14 protein-coding genes and 1 other RNA gene are annotated in these 15810 nt (G+C 61.1%); 5 read left to right on the top strand and 10 right to left on the bottom strand.

Annotation, left to right across the window (positions count from 1 at the left end; genetic code table 11):
- Positions 1-51 precede the first annotated feature (51 nt).
- Entirely contained in the window at positions 52-285 is a 234-nt protein-coding gene (locus AB8B29_RS12740; protein ID WP_037196458.1) for a hypothetical protein, read from the top strand.
- A gap of 48 nt (positions 286-333) precedes the next feature.
- On the opposite strand, the gene AB8B29_RS12735 is transcribed toward AB8B29_RS12740, so the two are convergent.
- The 8 genes from AB8B29_RS12735 to tkt form a co-directional block, all read right to left on the bottom strand.
- Positions 334-1251 carry a PhzF family phenazine biosynthesis protein gene (locus tag AB8B29_RS12735; protein WP_113118529.1) on the bottom strand — a complete coding sequence of 306 codons (918 nt, stop codon included), beginning with the start codon at positions 1249-1251 and terminating at the stop codon, positions 334-336.
- Between the two features lie 160 nt (positions 1252-1411).
- Positions 1412-2674 carry a serine hydrolase domain-containing protein gene (locus tag AB8B29_RS12730; RefSeq protein WP_047638950.1) on the bottom strand — a complete coding sequence of 421 codons (1263 nt, stop codon included), beginning with the start codon at positions 2672-2674 and terminating at the stop codon, positions 1412-1414.
- Positions 2675-2907: 233 nt separating this feature from the next.
- On the bottom strand, positions 2908-3933 hold the full coding sequence (locus tag AB8B29_RS12725; protein ID WP_037196462.1) for a class I fructose-bisphosphate aldolase: 1026 nt from the start codon (positions 3931-3933) through the stop codon (positions 2908-2910).
- 212 nt (positions 3934-4145) lie between these two features.
- On the bottom strand, positions 4146-5348 hold the full coding sequence (locus AB8B29_RS12720) for a phosphoglycerate kinase (protein WP_037196464.1): 1203 nt from the start codon (positions 5346-5348) through the stop codon (positions 4146-4148).
- Positions 5349-5420: 72 nt separating this feature from the next.
- Entirely contained in the window at positions 5421-7271 is a 1851-nt protein-coding gene (locus AB8B29_RS12715; protein WP_037196465.1) for a potassium/proton antiporter, read from the bottom strand.
- Positions 7272-7592: 321 nt separating this feature from the next.
- The gene (locus tag AB8B29_RS12710; RefSeq protein WP_037196466.1) at positions 7593-8180 is read right to left on the bottom strand and encodes a putative glycolipid-binding domain-containing protein; all 588 of its coding nucleotides are present in this window, start codon (positions 8178-8180) and stop codon (positions 7593-7595) included.
- A gap of 2 nt (positions 8181-8182) precedes the next feature.
- Complete coding sequence (gene gap / locus AB8B29_RS12705) at positions 8183-9193, bottom strand: type I glyceraldehyde-3-phosphate dehydrogenase (RefSeq protein WP_037196468.1); 1011 nt, start codon at positions 9191-9193, stop codon at positions 8183-8185.
- A gap of 65 nt (positions 9194-9258) precedes the next feature.
- A complete protein-coding gene (tkt, locus tag AB8B29_RS12700; protein ID WP_037196469.1) occupies positions 9259-11241 on the bottom strand; it encodes a transketolase in 1983 nt (660 codons plus the stop codon).
- A gap of 400 nt (positions 11242-11641) precedes the next feature.
- Between tkt and AB8B29_RS12695 the strand changes: the two genes are divergently transcribed.
- From AB8B29_RS12695 to ssrS, 3 genes are all read left to right on the top strand, one after another.
- Positions 11642-11917: a DUF4164 domain-containing protein gene (locus AB8B29_RS12695; RefSeq protein ID WP_015341018.1), complete on the top strand. Its 276-nt coding sequence runs from the start codon at positions 11642-11644 to the stop codon at positions 11915-11917.
- 51 nt (positions 11918-11968) lie between these two features.
- Complete coding sequence (locus AB8B29_RS12690) at positions 11969-12346, top strand: cell division protein ZapA (protein WP_037196472.1); 378 nt, start codon at positions 11969-11971, stop codon at positions 12344-12346.
- 69 nt (positions 12347-12415) lie between these two features.
- A non-coding RNA gene (gene ssrS, locus AB8B29_RS12685) (6S RNA) lies at positions 12416-12574 on the top strand.
- A 71-nt stretch (positions 12575-12645) separates the two neighbouring features.
- Here ssrS and AB8B29_RS12680 read toward each other — a convergent pair.
- On the bottom strand, positions 12646-14445 hold the full coding sequence (locus tag AB8B29_RS12680) for a chloride channel protein (RefSeq protein ID WP_037196473.1): 1800 nt from the start codon (positions 14443-14445) through the stop codon (positions 12646-12648).
- 127 nt (positions 14446-14572) lie between these two features.
- Between AB8B29_RS12680 and AB8B29_RS12675 the strand changes: the two genes are divergently transcribed.
- A complete protein-coding gene (locus AB8B29_RS12675) occupies positions 14573-15010 on the top strand; it encodes a MarR family winged helix-turn-helix transcriptional regulator (RefSeq protein ID WP_037196475.1) in 438 nt (145 codons plus the stop codon).
- Positions 15011-15052: 42 nt separating this feature from the next.
- Here the strand turns inward: AB8B29_RS12675 and AB8B29_RS12670 are convergent, their stop codons facing one another.
- Positions 15053-15769, bottom strand: a complete 717-nt coding sequence (locus AB8B29_RS12670; RefSeq protein ID WP_037196476.1) for an SDR family oxidoreductase — start codon at positions 15767-15769, stop codon at positions 15053-15055.
- Positions 15770-15810 lie beyond the last annotated feature (41 nt).

Genomic DNA, 15810 nt, shown 5'->3' with positions numbered 1-15810 from the left:
GTAGAAACAGTCTGTTGGCGCGGAAAGATGTCCGTCCTATGACGTTAGAGCATGATCAAGAAAACTGCGCAGCGGTTTTTGGTCGCGGTTATGCTCACTCTTGCGCAAACGGGGAAAAATAGCGTGACAAAAGTCATCGCGGTGCTGCTGCTGCTCGCCATGGCGGTGCAGGTCATCAAGCCACTGGGACTGCCGGGCCTCAGGCGTCGGGTCGATTTCTGGAAGATCGCCATCATCGCCTTCGCCGTCTGGACAGTTGCGCTGATCATCAACGAGACGTTTTAAGGCCCTTCAGGCTCGGATATCGGCTTTCGAGCTCAGATGTGCCTCTCTTCAGAGCAGGATTTCGCCGCGCATGATCTTGACGCAGCTGCCCGACAGAAAGACATCATTTACCATGCCGTCAGATTTCCTGACGTCGACGCCGATCAGACTGCGCCGGCCCATCTCCACACCCTGTTCGATGGTGATTTTCACCTCGGCATCGCGCGCCGGCAGCAGCGAGGTCAGATAGGCGCCGAGGGCTGCGGAGGCGCTGCCGGTTGCAGGGTCCTCGATGACATTGTCAAGCGGCGCAAACATGCGGGCGCGGATGTGCCACGGGTTCTCGGCCGATCGCGTATAGAGGAAGAGCGAGAATCCGGTCTTGTCTTCCTTGTGCCGCGCGGCCGCCTCGGCGAAAACAGCGGCATTCGGGCGTGCCTTGCCGAGTGTTTCGAGGCTATCCAATTCAGCAAAGGCGAAGGGCAGGCCGACGGAGGCAAATATCGGCGCGTGCGATGTCCTGCGGATCGACAGCGGCTCGATCTGCACGCAGCGCGCAATCAGCTCGTTGGCGATCGTCTCGCCGATCTTGAGGCTGCCCGGCGCGCGTATGCTCGCACCTGTGACGTCATCGCCGCTACGCAGCAGGGTTACCTCCACGAGACCGGCGTCCTCCTCGAAGGTCAAGCCGTCGCCAACGGGCTTTCCGAAGATCTCCCGCTGCCGGCCGAGGACGAAGGCGGTGCCGACATTGGGGTGACCGGCAAAGGGAATTTCGGCTGTCGGCGTGAAGATGCGGACGCGCGCCGTATGATCGGGATTTTCCGGCGGCAGCACGAAGGTCGTTTCCGAATAGTTGAATTCGGTCGCGATTTTCTGCATCGCATCGCCGCTGAGGCCGCGCGCGTCGGGAATGACGGCCAGTGGATTGCCGACGAAACGCTCCGACGTGAAGACATCGACGGTGACATAGGCGACGGTGTTCATGGCGGCTCCCGATGCTTTGATAGGACTGCCAGGGATATAGCCGCTGCCCAATCATGGCTGAAGGCGCGAACTTGTGCCCATGACAAGTTCACTATCGGCCTCTTCTGCGGGAATTGGTCCTTACCCTACACCATGCCAGGGTGCGGCATGCATGGACGCCTCAATTGCCCTGGAACTGCTTGAGCACGCTAGACCAGAGTTCGACCAGTTCGGCACCGCCTGCATCGGCCGGTTTCGCGCGTACCGCGGTATGGACAAGTACCAGATGTGTTGTTGGATCGACGAGGATGCGCTGACCTGCCCGGCCGTCCAGAAAAAACGTTCGGCGTGGACCAGGCATGAGCCAGATTTGATAGCCGTAACCCCAGGGGTTCGGCAATTGATTGACTGCAAGGAACGAGCCTTGCGTAACCGGCTGCGTTGCATCGAGCAGCCACTGGCGCGGTATGATCTGTCGGCCGTTCAAGGCACCGTCATGGGCAAGCAGCATGCCAAAGCGGGCATAGTCGCGAAGCGTCGCGCTAAAGCAGCAGTAGCCGACTTCCTGGCCCGTGCTGTCGACCTGCCAATTCGCGCTGGCTTCCGCGCCCATCGGCTGCCATATCCGGGACTGGAGATAGTTCGACATTGTCATATGAGTGGCGTGGGTCAGGACCAGGCTCAGCCCTTCCGTATCAAGATTGCTGTAGTGCCAGACCGTGTCGGGAGCGGCGACCCGCTTGTTAAATCGCGACACGGCCGCATAGGGGTCGAGCTTTTCCGGGCCGAGCAATGAATTGCTGAGCCGAACGTTGTCGTCGGGATTGCCGAAGTTTTCCGTGAAGGCAATGCCAGAGGCCATATGCAGCAAGGCGCGGATCGGCGTGCTGCCCATCTCGGTGCCCTTCAACTCCGGCACATAGGTCTGCACGGTGTCGTCAACGGAGTGAATGGCACCCTCGGAAATCGCGATCCCGATCATCATGCCGGTCAATGTTTTCGCCATGGATTGCGAGACAAGGCGGTCGTGATCGGTGCGGCCGTATTGATAATGTTCGAACAGGATCGTGTCGTTGTGGGCAATCAGCAATCCCGTGGTGGGATTGGTGTCGAGATATTTCGACAAGGTGGCGGCTTCGGCGCCGAATGTGAACTTGACCGAAATCTCGGAAGGGGCGCGCAGCAGCGGTAGCGGATGCTCGGCGGCGGCGATCGTGTGTGTCGGCGCGAGCTGATCGGCGTGACTGAAGTTGCCGATCATGTTGCGTTGTTCGCTAAGTGGCAGACCGACGGGATAACCGAGTTTCTCACCGTAGGCCACTGCGTCTGGTCCGGTCGGGGAAAAGACGGGAACAGCCGTCTGCAACTGCTGGGCACGAGCAATGCCTATTTGGGCTACTAAGGCGACGGCAAGAACAGCAACAAAACCGCGCCAGGCAAGCATATGGCAACCCCTCTATTAAGCCCGTTGATTATAAGCGGGACAACCTAGTGCCGGTCTTTCGTTACAGCCGTTTGACACGGTTATTTTCCGATATCACAGCGAACCTATTCTTGTCATTGCGGCAGATGTGACTTGGTCTGTTCTGAGCATTCGGTTGGCTATTGTGCGAACGCAAAAAAAGCCCCGGTCACGTCGTGACCGGGGCTTTTGATTCGTTCGGGTACTCGCCGAAATCAGGCAGCCTGTTCGCGATCCTTCGTCCAGCTGCCCTTGGCGGCGAGATAGTTCATCTCGGCTCGGTGGGTGAAGGCGCGCTGGCCGGCGGCGACATTTTCTGCCTTGCCGCCCCATGCCTTCAGCGCTGCGTCCTGCAGTGCGCGGCCATAGGAGAAGGTCACCTGCCAGGGCAGATCGTAGCCGGAGTTGATGGCGGAGAGATGGGCGGTCGCTTCCTCGGTCGACTGGCCGCCCGAAAGGAAGGCGATGCCGGGAACGGCCGAGGGCACGGTTTCCTTCAGCACCTTGACGGTGCGCTCGGCAACCTGCTCGACGGAGGCCTTGCGGACCTTCTTGCCGTCAATGACCATGCTTGGCTTCAGGATCATGCCTTCGAGCTTGATGCGGGCTTCCGCGAGCTCCTGGAAGACGATCTGCAGCGTCCAGCGAGTGACTTCTTCACTGCGGTCGAGGCTCTGTGTGCCGGGCTCGCCGTCCATCAGCACTTCCGGCTCGACGATCGGAACGATCTTCGCTTGCTGGCAAAGGGCGGCATAGCGGGCGAGCGCATGGGCATTCGCCTTGACGGCGCCAAAGGTCGGAAGCGTGTCGGAAATGGCGATCACGCCGCGCCATTTGGCAAAGCGGGCGCCGGCGTCATAATATTTCGCCAGGCGATCGGCGAGGCCGTCGAGGCCCTCGGTGACGGTTTCGCCGGGAAAGCCGGCCAGCGGCTTGGCGCCGATATCGACCTTGATGCCGGGAATGCTGTCTGCGGCCCTGATGACATCGACGAAAGGCGTGCCGTTCGCAGCTTTCTGGAAGAGGGTTTCCTCATAGAGGATGACGCCGGAAATGTACTTCTTCATCGCTTCGTCGGAGCGGAAGAGCATCTCGCGATAGTCGCGGCGGCTCTCTTCCGTGGAAACGAGAGAGATGGTGTCGAAGCGCTTCTTGTTGGTGGCGGTAGATTCATCCGCCGCCAGGAGACCCTTGCCACCGGCAACCATCTTCACGGCAATGTCTTCAATTCGTTCGCTCATTTTGTTTCTCCAAGGCGATTTCAGTCGGCGACAAGATCAATATAGATCGGCGATAACAGAAGTATAGAAGGAGGGAAATGGCTGGCTAACTAATTGAAACGATTGAAATGATTTCAACCGTTTGAAAGTTTCGGAGCCTATCTTAGCACTCACAGGAAAGCCGCGAAAGCCTTCGCCTTCGCGGCTCTCTTCACTCGTTTGTGCGAACGCGCTTACTTGGCCGTCTGGAGAACGGCGACGCCGGGCAGAACCTTGCCCTCCATCCATTCGAGGAAGGCGCCGCCTGCGGTCGAGACGTAGGTGAAATCATCGGCAACGCCCGCGTGATTGAGCGCGGAAACCGTGTCGCCACCGCCGGCGACGGAGGTCAGCTTGCCGGCCTTGGTGCATTCGGCGGCGTATTTGGCGGCCGCGACGGTTGCGGCATCGAAGGGGGCGATTTCGAAGGCGCCGAGCGGGCCGTTCCAGACCAGCGTCGTGGCGCGGCCGATCCAGCTCTTGATTGCCTCAACCGACTTGGGGCCGACATCGAGCACCATGGCGTCAGCCGGGATGGCTTCGATGGCGACGACCTCGTTGTCGGCGCCTGCCTTGAACTCGCGAGCGACGACGCCGTCTTCCGGCAGGACGATCGCGCAGCCGGACGTGGCGGCTTCGATCATGATCTGCTTGGCGGTGTTGGCGAGGTCATGCTCGCAAAGCGACTTGCCGACATTCGTGCCGCGGGCGGCAAGGAACGTATTGGCCATGCCGCCACCGATCACCAGCGCATCGACCCTCTTCACGAGGTTCATCAACAGATCGATCTTGGTCGAGACCTTGGCGCCGCCGACGATGGCGACGACGGGGCGGACCGGGTTGCCAAGGCCCTTTTCCAGGGCTTCAAGTTCGGCCTGCATGGTGCGGCCGGCATAGGCTGGCAGGAGATGGGCGAGACCTTCGGTCGAGGAGTGGGCACGGTGGGCAGCGGAGAAGGCATCGTTGACGTAGATGTCGCCATTGGCGGCAAGCGCCTTGGTGAAGGCCGCGTCGTTCTTCTCTTCCTCCTTATGGAAGCGGGTATTTTCCAGCAACAGGATGTCGCCATTGTTCATCTTGGCGATCGCGTCGGCAGCCGGCGCGCCGATGCAATCGGAGGCGAAGAGAACAGCGTGGTCGAGGACTTCCTCGACCGCAGGGATGATGAGGCCAAGGGAAAGGTCCGGCGACGGGCCATCCTTCGGGCGGCCGAAATGGGCAAGCAGGATCACCTTGGCACCCTTTTCCGACAATTCGAGAATCGTCGGCGCGACGCGCTCGATGCGGGTCGCATCGGTGACCTTGCCGTCCTTGACCGGCACATTCAAGTCGACGCGCACGAGCACGCGCTTGCCGGTGATGTCGGTGAGATTGTCGAGGGTCTTGAAGGCTGCCATGGGGAGGATCCAATGTTGTTGGTAGCGTGAAGTGCGCCGACCATACTACGGATGATCGGAGACGCAAGGCGGTCAGGGGTCGTTTTTGCCGGTATTGGAATCGGTTGAAACGGCCTCTCCCACACGTTCGCGACGTCTGCGCATAAAGCTGCGAATGCCGTTCAGAATATCGTGCAGATTGATGAAAATCGGCAGGATGACCGGCGGTTCCAAGGCTTCCAACGACATCCCGACGGATTGGATATGGTCGTTCTCATCGAGATCGCGAACGATGAGGATGATTTCGCCAAGACGCACCCGGTCGGCATAATCAGCCTTGCCGCCAAGGCGCTGACGCATGAGTTCGGCGATCGTGAGGCCCTTTTCCTGTTCGCTGAGCAGCCCCGGCCCATAGGCGGCGTCGAGATCGGCGGCGGGGCGCAGCGGCGAGATCGAGAAGGCACCGAAGAATTCGGCATCATCAGGATCGACCGCCGCGCGGCTGGCGAAGAGGCGGTCGAGCAGGCGCGAATAGCTGGGCGCGATGAAGAGATAGATGACATCGTTTTCGCGCAGGCGGCCGGCATATTGATAGCGCATCGACTTGCCGTCGCGCACGACGAGCGAAGGCATGGCCCAGCGCGGAATGCGCTCGCCGCGCAGAACCGGGCTGTCTTTTACGACGCGATAGGAAAGCAGCTCGTGACTGGCCGTACCCGGCAGGTCGACCTCGACCTTATCGATCGCGCCGATGCGAGGCGGCACGATGAGGCCGAGCTTGCGCGCCATGGGCTTGATGGTCCAGCCCTGGACGAGCAGCGACACCAGCACGACGATGAAGGCCACGTTGAAATAGGTCTGGCCTGCCTCGAGATTGCCGAGGATCGGTATGATCGCAAGCAGGATGGAGACGGCGCCACGCAGGCCGACCCAGGCGACGAAGCCGGTCTCGCGCTGGGTATAATCGAAGGGCAGCAGGCAGAGCCAGACGGCGATCGGCCGGGCGACGAAGATGAGGAACAGGGCCAGCGCCACCGAGGGGATGGCGATTGCGGGAAATTGCGATGGCGTGGCGAGCAGGCCAAGGACGAGGAACATGATGATCTGTGCCAGCCAGGTCATGCCGTCCTGGAAACGCTTGATGGAGGCCGAGGCGGGCATCTTGCGGTTGCCGGCATAGATGCCCGCGACATAGACGGCCAGGAAGCCGCTGCCGCCGACGGCGCCGGTAAAGGAGAAGACGAGGAGCGCCAGCGCCAGCACGAAGATCGGCGTCAGGCCGCGATCGGTCTCGAGGCGGCTGACGATGAGGACGATCATCATGCCGCCGAGCAGGCCGAGGATGACGCCAAGCCCCATCTGCTGGATGAACGCCCCCAGCATGGCAAGGTTGATACCGCCATAGCCTTCACCGCTCGCCAGCAACTCGACCAGCGCCAGCGTCAGGAAAATGGCCATCGGATCGTTGGTGCCGGATTCGACTTCCAGCGTGGAGCGCACCTTGTCGCGGATATTGATGCCGCCGATGCGCAGCAGGAAGAAGACGGCAGCGGCGTCGGTGGAGGCGACGATCGAACCGAGCAGCAGGCCCTGCAGCCAGGTAAAGCCGAGAAGCCAGGTAGAGGCAAAGGCAAACAGGCCTGCGGTCACGAGTACGCCGACGGAGGCGATGGTTAACGCCGGCGCGGCTGCGAGCTTGAACGCCTGGATCGGTGTGCCGTAGCCGGAATCGAAGAGGATGATGGCAAGCGCAAGCGAGCCGAGGATATAGGCGAGATAATTGTTGGAGAATTCGATGCCCAGCCCATCCGTGCCGGCGGCAAGCCCGATCATCAGGAACAGCAACAGCAGTGGGGCGCCGAAGCGGAAGGCGAGCAGGCTCGAGAAAGCCGCGATCAGGATCAGGACCGTGCTGACCAGCACGATGACGTAAAATGCCTCCACCTTGTTCTTCCCCTTCCAGTGCGCCGCTGCTGGGACCAAAAGCCCGGATCGTTCAAAATTCCCCCATCGTCCATCATGCTATCGCGCCATGCAATTTTGCAAACACGGATGCCTTTCGGGGAGGGTCTTGGGATATAGATCCGCTCCGATGGCTGCGACATCATGGTGTGAGGCGCACCGCCAGAACGGCCGTGCGGCTTTGGAACGCCCTGGGGAAATTCCATTCAGAAATTTATTGGTAAATCTGGACCATAGCAGGGCAGGAGGCGAAAAAATCCGAAATGTTTTTAAGAAGATGCGCGGATCGATCGCGGCTGCGGATTAGAGGTCGACACGCTTGAAATAGATCGGATAGTCGATCACCAGGCCGTCCGCGTCGACAGGCAGGTCGACGGTGAAGGCCCTGTCCTCGGCGGCGTAGCGATAGAGCGCTCCCGGCACGATGCAGGTGTAGTACTGGCCGTCGCGTACGGGCTCGAAACTGTCGAAGGGGATGTAGAGCATGGAAAGCTTCGCCGTTCCGTCTTCCGGCGTCAGCTCGAGCCGGCGGATCGGCAGGCTGTTGGTGAAGGGCGAACCATAGAGGTCGATGTCGATACAGCCGTCGAATTGCGGCAAGGAAAGGCCGTCTTCGGTGCGCCAATGGCCCTTGCCGTCGGAAAGCAGGGCAAGGCGCCGGCCCTCCGTGGTTTCGACGCTAAAGGATAGAACGGCCCAGTTGGCCGCGCAGTCGATACGATAGAAGACGCCGTAGGGCGAACCGCCGCGACCGCCGATAATGACGCCACTGGCGCGAATGGCCGCGCCAGTGGCTGTGTCGTTGATCGGAGCGATCGTCACGTGTTCCAGCCCGTCTCCTTCGATCGGACGCCAGCGGACTGTCGTCGGAAGGAGAGGGCGGAAGGGCACGATCAGATCAGCTTGGCAAACGCGACGGCCGTGTCGGACATGCGGCTGGAGAAGCCCCATTCGTTGTCGTACCAGGACAGGACGCGCACGAAGTTGCCTTCCAGAACCTTGGTCTGGTCGGTTGCGAAGATCGACGAATGGCTATCATGGTTGAAGTCGCGGGAAACCAGCGGCTCGTCGGTGTAACCGAGGATACCCTTCAGCTTGCCGTTCGACGCAGCCTTGATGGCTTCGTTGATTTCACCGACCGTCGTTGCCTTCTTGGACACGAACTTGAAGTCGACAACCGAAACGTTCGGGGTCGGAACACGGATCGACGTGCCGTCGAGCTTGCCCTTCAGGTGCGGCAGAACGAGACCAACAGCCTTTGCGGCGCCCGTCGAGGTCGGGATCATGGACAGGGCTGCGGCGCGGGCGCGGTACAGGTCCTTGTGCATGGTGTCGAGCGTCGGCTGGTCGCCGGTGTAGGAGTGGATGGTCGTCATGAAGCCATGGTCGATACCGATGGCGTCGTCGAGGACCTTGACGACCGGCACCAGGCAGTTCGTGGTGCAGGACGCGTTGGAGATGACCAGATGCTCCTTGGTGAGCTGGTCGTGGTTGACGCCGAAAACGACGGTCAGGTCGGCGCCGTCGGCAGGAGCCGAAACGATGACGCGCTTAGCACCGGCCGTCAGGTGAGCGGCGGCCTTGTCGCGGGCAGTGAAGATGCCCGTGCATTCCATTGCGATATCGACGCCGAGGTCGCGGTGCGGCAGCGTTGCCGGATCCTTGATCGCCGTGACCTTGATCGGCTTGCCGCCGCCAACGATGATCGTGTCGCCTTCGACCTTCACCTCGGCCGGGAAACGGCCATGGATCGAATCGTAACGCAGAAGGTGGGCATTGGTCTCGACCGGGCCGAGGTCGTTGATGGCAACGACTTCGATATCGGTGCGGCCGGATTCGACGATGGCGCGCAGTACGTTGCGGCCGATACGGCCAAAGCCGTTGATGGCTACTTTTACAGTCATTTGAAATTCACTCCCGTTCACTCAGGGTGTTTATCTATTGGATTTGAGAGCGCTTGTCAGCGCCCTCAGGAAAGCTTTGCCTCGGCGGCAGCAACCACAGCTTCCGTCGTGATGCCGAAATGCTTGTAGACATCCTTGTAAGGAGCGGAAGCGCCGAAGCTCTTCATGCCGATGAAGGCGCCTTCCGGACCGATGAATGCGTCCCAGCCTTCGCGAACACCGGCTTCGACGGCGATCTTGACCGGCGAGTTGCCGAGCACTTCCTTGCGGTAGGCATCCGGCTGTTCGAAGAAGAGTTCGGTGCAGGGAACGGAAACGACGCGGGTGGAGACGCCCTTGCCTTCGAGGACCGTGCGGGCTGCGACCGCGAGTTCGACTTCGGAACCCGAAGCGAAGATCGTCACCTTGGCGTCGGCGTTACCGGCCAGCGTATAGGCACCCTGTTCGCAAAGGTTCTTTTCGCTGTATTCCGTGCGTGCCGCCAAAAGGTTCTGGCGGGTCAGCGCGAGACCGGACGGACGGTTGGTCGTCTTGATGGCGATCTGCCAGCATTCCGCCGTTTCGGTTGCGTCCGCCGGGCGGAACAGCTGGAAGTTCGGGATGGCGCGCAGGCTGGCGACCTGTTCGACCGGCTGGTGGGTCGGGCCGTCTTCGCCGACGCCGATGGAATCATGCGTCAGGACGTGGATGGCGCGGATACCCATCAGGGCAGCGAGGCGCAGCGGCGGGCGGCAATAATCCGAGAAGATCATGAAGCCGCCGCTGTAGGGGATCAGACCGCCATGCAGCGCGATGCCGTTCATCGCGGCGGCCATGCCGTGCTCGCGGATGCCCCAGTGCATGTAGCGGCCGGAGAAATCGGTCGGGGTGATCGACTTCATCTGGCTGGTCTTGGTGTTGTTCGACGGCGTCAGGTCGGCGGAGCCGCCGAGCGTTTCCGGAATGAAGCCGTTGATGACTTCGAGCGCGTCTTCCGATGCCTTGCGGGTTGCAAGCGTCGGCTTGGTTTCGGCAAGCTTCTTCTTGTAATCGCTGATGGCGGCGTCGAAGCCGGCGGGCAGTTCATGCGCGAAGCGGCGGGTAAATTCAGCCTTCTTGCCCGCTTCCGCACCGGCAAGGCGGCCTTCCCAGGCTTCGCGGGTGCCGACCGAGCGCTCGCCGGCGGCGCGCCATTCACCGAGAATGTCGTTCGGGATGACGAAGGGCTCATAGGGCCAGTTCAGCGCGACGCGGGTCGCGGCGATTTCCTCGGCGCCGAGCGGCGAGCCGTGGACCTTGTGGGTGCCCTGCTTGTTCGGGGCGCCGAAGCCGATGATGGTCTTGCAGGCGATGAACGTCGGGCGGTCGGACTTGTGGGCGGCTTCGATAGCGGCACTGATGGCGGCCTGGTCGTGACCGTCGACTTCGATGGTGTTCCAGTGAACGGCCTTGAAGCGGGCGACCTGATCGGTCGAATCCGAAAGCGAGATGGCGCCGTCGATGGTGATGGAGTTGTTGTCCCAGAAGAGGATGAGCTTGTTGAGCTTCAAATGGCCAGCGAGCGCGATCGCCTCATGGCTGATACCTTCCATCAGGCAGCCGTCGCCGCACATGGCATAGGTATAGTGATCCTGCAGCTCCGAGCCGAACTCTTCGCGCAGCTTGCGCTCGGCGATCGCCATGCCGACGGCATTGGCAATGCCCTGGCCGAGGGGGCCGGTGGTGGTTTCGATGCCGGTGGCGTGGCCATATTCCGGATGGCCGGCCGTCTTGGAGCCGAGCTGGCGGAAACGCTGCAGCTCCTCGACCGTCATGTCAGGATAGCCGGTCAGATAAAGAACCGAGTAGAGCAGCATCGAGCCGTGGCCAGCCGACAGGACGAAGCGGTCGCGGTCCGGCCAATGGGGGTTCTTCGGATCGAAGCGCAGATATTTGCTAAAGAGAACGGTGGCGACATCCGCCATCCCCATCGGCAAACCGGGGTGACCGGAATTGGCCTTCTCGACAGCATCCATGGCAAGGAAACGGATCGCATTTGCCATCCGGTCGTGTTGTTCGCGAGAGATCATGGGTTTTTCCGCAATGTTCCGGGTTCGGGGATGGCCGCACGCTTGGGAGGGAGGCCACCGGTTGAAAGGCGGGCGAAAGGGAGACGTTCCTCCGAACTCCATTTTCAGCGTCACCTCAGGCGGCTGAGACATAGCAGTTGGGACGAGCAAGTCAATAAATCGAGGCCCCAATCCGGGGCGGCTGCCGCACTTTTTTGACATTTGCCCGTTCACTTTTACAAAAGACGACAATCGTGCGACAAAGCCTGTATCGTCGGCAAACGGGTCAGTCATCCACAGATTAGGCCCCCTGCCGCAGGGCTGCCTTTATTGACGTGCAGTCGCCAAGTTGAATATTGTTGCGAAATCAGACAAGTGGCCGGATGTTTTGATTCGGGCCTTGCGCGGAGTATCGAAAGGCATGACACCTTCAGGCAAAACGGTGGATGCGGCGCTCGCCCAGTTGCGCCAGGCGCTTTCGACTTTGGAAAGCGCTGTCGACGGACGTTTCGAACGGGAGCGGGCGCAAAGCGACATAGAAGGCGAGGTCCGACGGGTCCATGCCGATCGCTCGCGTCTCGCCCAGGAGCTGGACCAGGCCGAGTTCCGCGCGAACCGGCTCGAGGAGGTCAATCGCGAAGTGTCGCGCCGACTTGTTACGGCGATGGAAACCATAAGAGCCGTGCTGGACCGCTGATCCTTCACGGGGCGCAGCCGTCGCCACCAGCGGCAATGATCGGAAAGTCGAATGGCACAGGTAACGGTAACGATCGACGGCAAAGCCTACCGGATGGCCTGCGAAGAGGGGCAAGAAGAGCATCTGACGGATCTCGCCAATCGTTTCGACCGCTATGTTCTGCATTTGAAGAGCCAGTTCGGCGAGATTGGCGATCTGCGCCTGACCGTCATGGCCGGCATCATGATCATGGATGAGGTGTCGGAGCTGACGCGCCGCGTCTCGACATTGGAAGCCGAACTTGAGAACCTGCGCAACAACCGCGACACTGTGCTTGCCGCCAGTACCCGCGCCGATGAAACGCTGGCCACTGTCATCGACGAGGTGACGACGCGGATTCAGGGTATCACCGAAAAACTGCTGGTCCGGTCGAGCGCCGAGCCGAATTGAGTATCATATTTCTCGAACCGCCTGCTCGCACCCACTGGTGCGATGCAGGAATCCGCCTTATATAGGACGTGCGGTCTGCGCTTCCCGACAGGAACCACAATCCCTGGGGCCATACTCGATCCAAAGGGAGCTGTCCCTGGCTAGGCCCCTGGGCTTAGACACACGGCGCCCACCTACGTTTGTAGGCACCCAGGATCGTAAACATCCATCGGTCGTCGTGGATCGCTCTTAATTTTCTGCAGTCAGCGAAAGAAGGCGCCGCGAGGTTCTGGTGCCCCGCCGACGCCATTCCTCCTCCCTCAGCTTCGTGAACGCAGATAGGCTCCGCGTTCGAGCTCTGCGCGATTTCCCGCGCTGCGCAGCCGCAACAGATCCTTCCGAGTGATGAGACCTACAAGCCTCCCGGTTTGCGCTTCCACGACGGGAACGCGCCCGGTATCGGCCTGTATCATCACGTCGGCAACGCGACCGACCGTGTCTTCGGCATGCACCACCGGAATGGAGCTGTCCGAGATCATGTCATAAAGTGATTGTTCACCCAGTTCCGGTTGGTTCTGCCAACGAAGGGCATCGGCGCGCGAGATCATGCCGACCAAGCGCCCGTCGTTCTCGACGACGGGATAGAAACGATGCGCATCCGGTCGCTCGGTCATCTGAGCCAAAGCTTCGGACAGGCGGATGGTCGCGGGCATGGTATCCACCTTGGACATCATGATGTCGGCGGCACGCGTCAGCTCGAACGGGTCGATGCCGTATTCGCGGGTGATGTGCTGGCCGCGCCGGGCGATCTTCTCTGTCAGAATGGAACGGCGCAACAGCAGAACGGTGACGGCATAGGCCGAGACCGTGGCCGCAAGCAGAGGCACCAGCGCGTTCATGTCTCCTGTTAGTTCGACGGCGAAGAAGGTGCCTGTCAGCGGCGCACGCATGGTGCCGCCCATCATCGCCGCCATGCCCAGCAACGCCCAGAAGCCGGGATCGCCCGGCAGGACGAGACCCAACAGCCAGCCGAGCGCGCCGCCGAGAATGAGGAGCGGCGCCAATACGCCGCCCGACGTGCCCGAGGAAAGAGCAACCAGCCAGATGCCAGCCTTGACCAGGAGGATCGCCAGGACGGCGCCCGCGGAGATGCGGCTGTGCAGCAGATCGGCGATGATGTCATAGCCGACGCCGAGTGCGCGAGGCTCGATCAATCCGCCAAGGCCGACCACCAAGCCTCCGAGGGCAGGCCACCACATCCAATGGATCGGCAGTTTCTCGAATGCATCCTCTATCCGATAAAGCAGGGTCGTCAGCAGGCCGGACTGCAAGCCGGAGATGATGCCGAGGCCTACGGCGAACAGAATGCTCCACCATGAAAGCGCCATCTCGAAATGCGCCGGAAACAATGCACCGCTGCTGATCAGCATCGGACGCCAGATGATCGACACACAGGCGGCGACGACGACGGGAATGAAGCTGCGCGGTTTCCACTCGAACAATAGCAGCTCGACGGCGAGCATCACGGCGGCGATGGGTGTTCCGAAGATGGCCGTCATGCCTGAAGCGGCGCCGGCGACAAGCAACGTCTTGCGTTCGGCGGCGCTGAGATGGAACAGCTGGGCGAAGAGCGAGCCGATGGCGCCGCCGGTCATGATGATGGGACCTTCCGCGCCGAAGGGGCCGCCGGAGCCGATGGAGATGGCGGATGACAGCGGCTTGAGCACCGCCACTTTCGGCGACATGCGGCTGCCGCCGATCAGGATGGCCTCGATGGCTTCCGGAATTCCATGGCCGCGGATCTTCTCCGAGCCATAGCGCGCCATCAGTCCGATGACGAGGCCACCGAGGATGGGTGCCGCCACCATCCAGGGCGAGCGCGCCACCGTGGTGAAGGATAATGGCTCCGTGCTGATCTTGAACAGCCAGACGGCATTGCTGACAAGTGCGATGAGATTGATCAGCGCCCAGGCGGCAAGGGCGCTGCCAGTGCCGACCACCACCGCCATGGCCACCAGCAGCAGGACGCGCTTATCGGTGGTGAAATCGCCATTGTCCTTGCGGGAGGCTCCTCCGGAGAAATCGTGACTGTGATTTTGCAAAGTGCCGGTGTCCTGCATTGGCTGCCTTCTGTGCTAAGCGTGCACGGCCATCATTCAGCCGCTTCCCTGGATCGAGATGGCAAATATATCGTAATGCGATATAAATCAACTGAGATCGCCGGCTGCGGCAAAAAAGGACGATTTGATGGTGCAGAGTTTGGAAAAGACCTTGTCGCAGGCGGATTACGAGGCCTTGGCCACCTTGCGTTATACACTGCGCAAATTCACGGATTTCAGCACGTCCGCGGCGCATGAGGCCGGCCTGCCGCCACAGCAGCACCAGGCATTGCTTGCCATCAAGGGGAGCCGCCCAGGCGAGGCGATGACTATCGGCATGCTGGCCGAGCGGCTGCTGATTGCCCCTCATACCGCCACCGAGCTGGTCGGCCGCCTGATCGACGCCGGCTATGCCACGAGGAATACCGATCCTGCGGACAAGCGTCGCCAGACGCTGCAATTGACGCAAAAATCCGAGGATGTCCTCCACCGCCTGAGCGCCATCCACCTTGTCGAAATCCGCGACATGGCGCCGAAGCTGATCGAGATCCTGACACGGCTTCAGGCGGATGTCGGTCGGGAATGAGAGCGCCATTGCCGATCGGCATCGACAATGGCGCGATTGGCATCATTGGCCGAGGCGAATTCCGCCGTCGCAGATCAATGTGTGGCCGGTTGTGAAACCGTTGCCGATCAGAAAGGCGATGGCCTGGGCAATGTCCTCGGGGCGACCGATGCGCCCAACCGGGGTGCGCGCGGCAAAGCCGGCAAAAACCGGCACCTTCTGATCTTCGCCGATGAAATCCCACCAGGGCGTGTCGACGACGCCGGGGGAAACGCAATTCACCCGGATCGGTTTCAGCTCGACCGCCAGAATGGGCGCAAGCGCGGCAATGGCGGCGTTGACGGCGCCGAGTCCAGCCGTGCCTGGCAGGGCGGCTTGAGCAGAGACGGCCGAGACGAAGGTGATGCTGCCTTCCTTCGAAAGAAAGGGAAGGCAGGCCTGAGCGCAGGCAAAATGTGCCAATGTCTTTTGCTCGAAGCCCTTCCTGAGGTCGGCGAGATCGACCGTGGCGAAGGGGCCGCCGCCATTGCCGCCGCCGAGCGCCAGAAGGAGATGATCGAGAGGGCCTATTGTCTTGAAGGCTTCGGGAAGAGTGTCGAGATCGGCGGCATCCATGACGATGGTCGCGACCGCGCCCGCAAGGCTTTGCGCCGCCGTCTGCAGTTTGGTCTCGTCGCGACCCGTGATTGTGACGCGATAGCCCTTTTCGAGAAGATCGGCTGCGGTTGCAAGGCCGATACCGGACGAGCCGCCGATAATGACGGCATGTTGGTGGGACATGTCGTGTTTCCTTTTTTGAATGTGGATGATGGAATTGATGA

It is taken from the genome of Rhizobium sp. 11_C7_N12_5 (assembly GCF_051811145.1).
GTDB lineage: Bacteria > Pseudomonadota > Alphaproteobacteria > Rhizobiales > Rhizobiaceae > Rhizobium > Rhizobium lusitanum.
The sequence above is the reverse complement of the archived record's forward strand: the minus strand, read 5'-3'. Positions and strand labels throughout refer to the sequence as shown.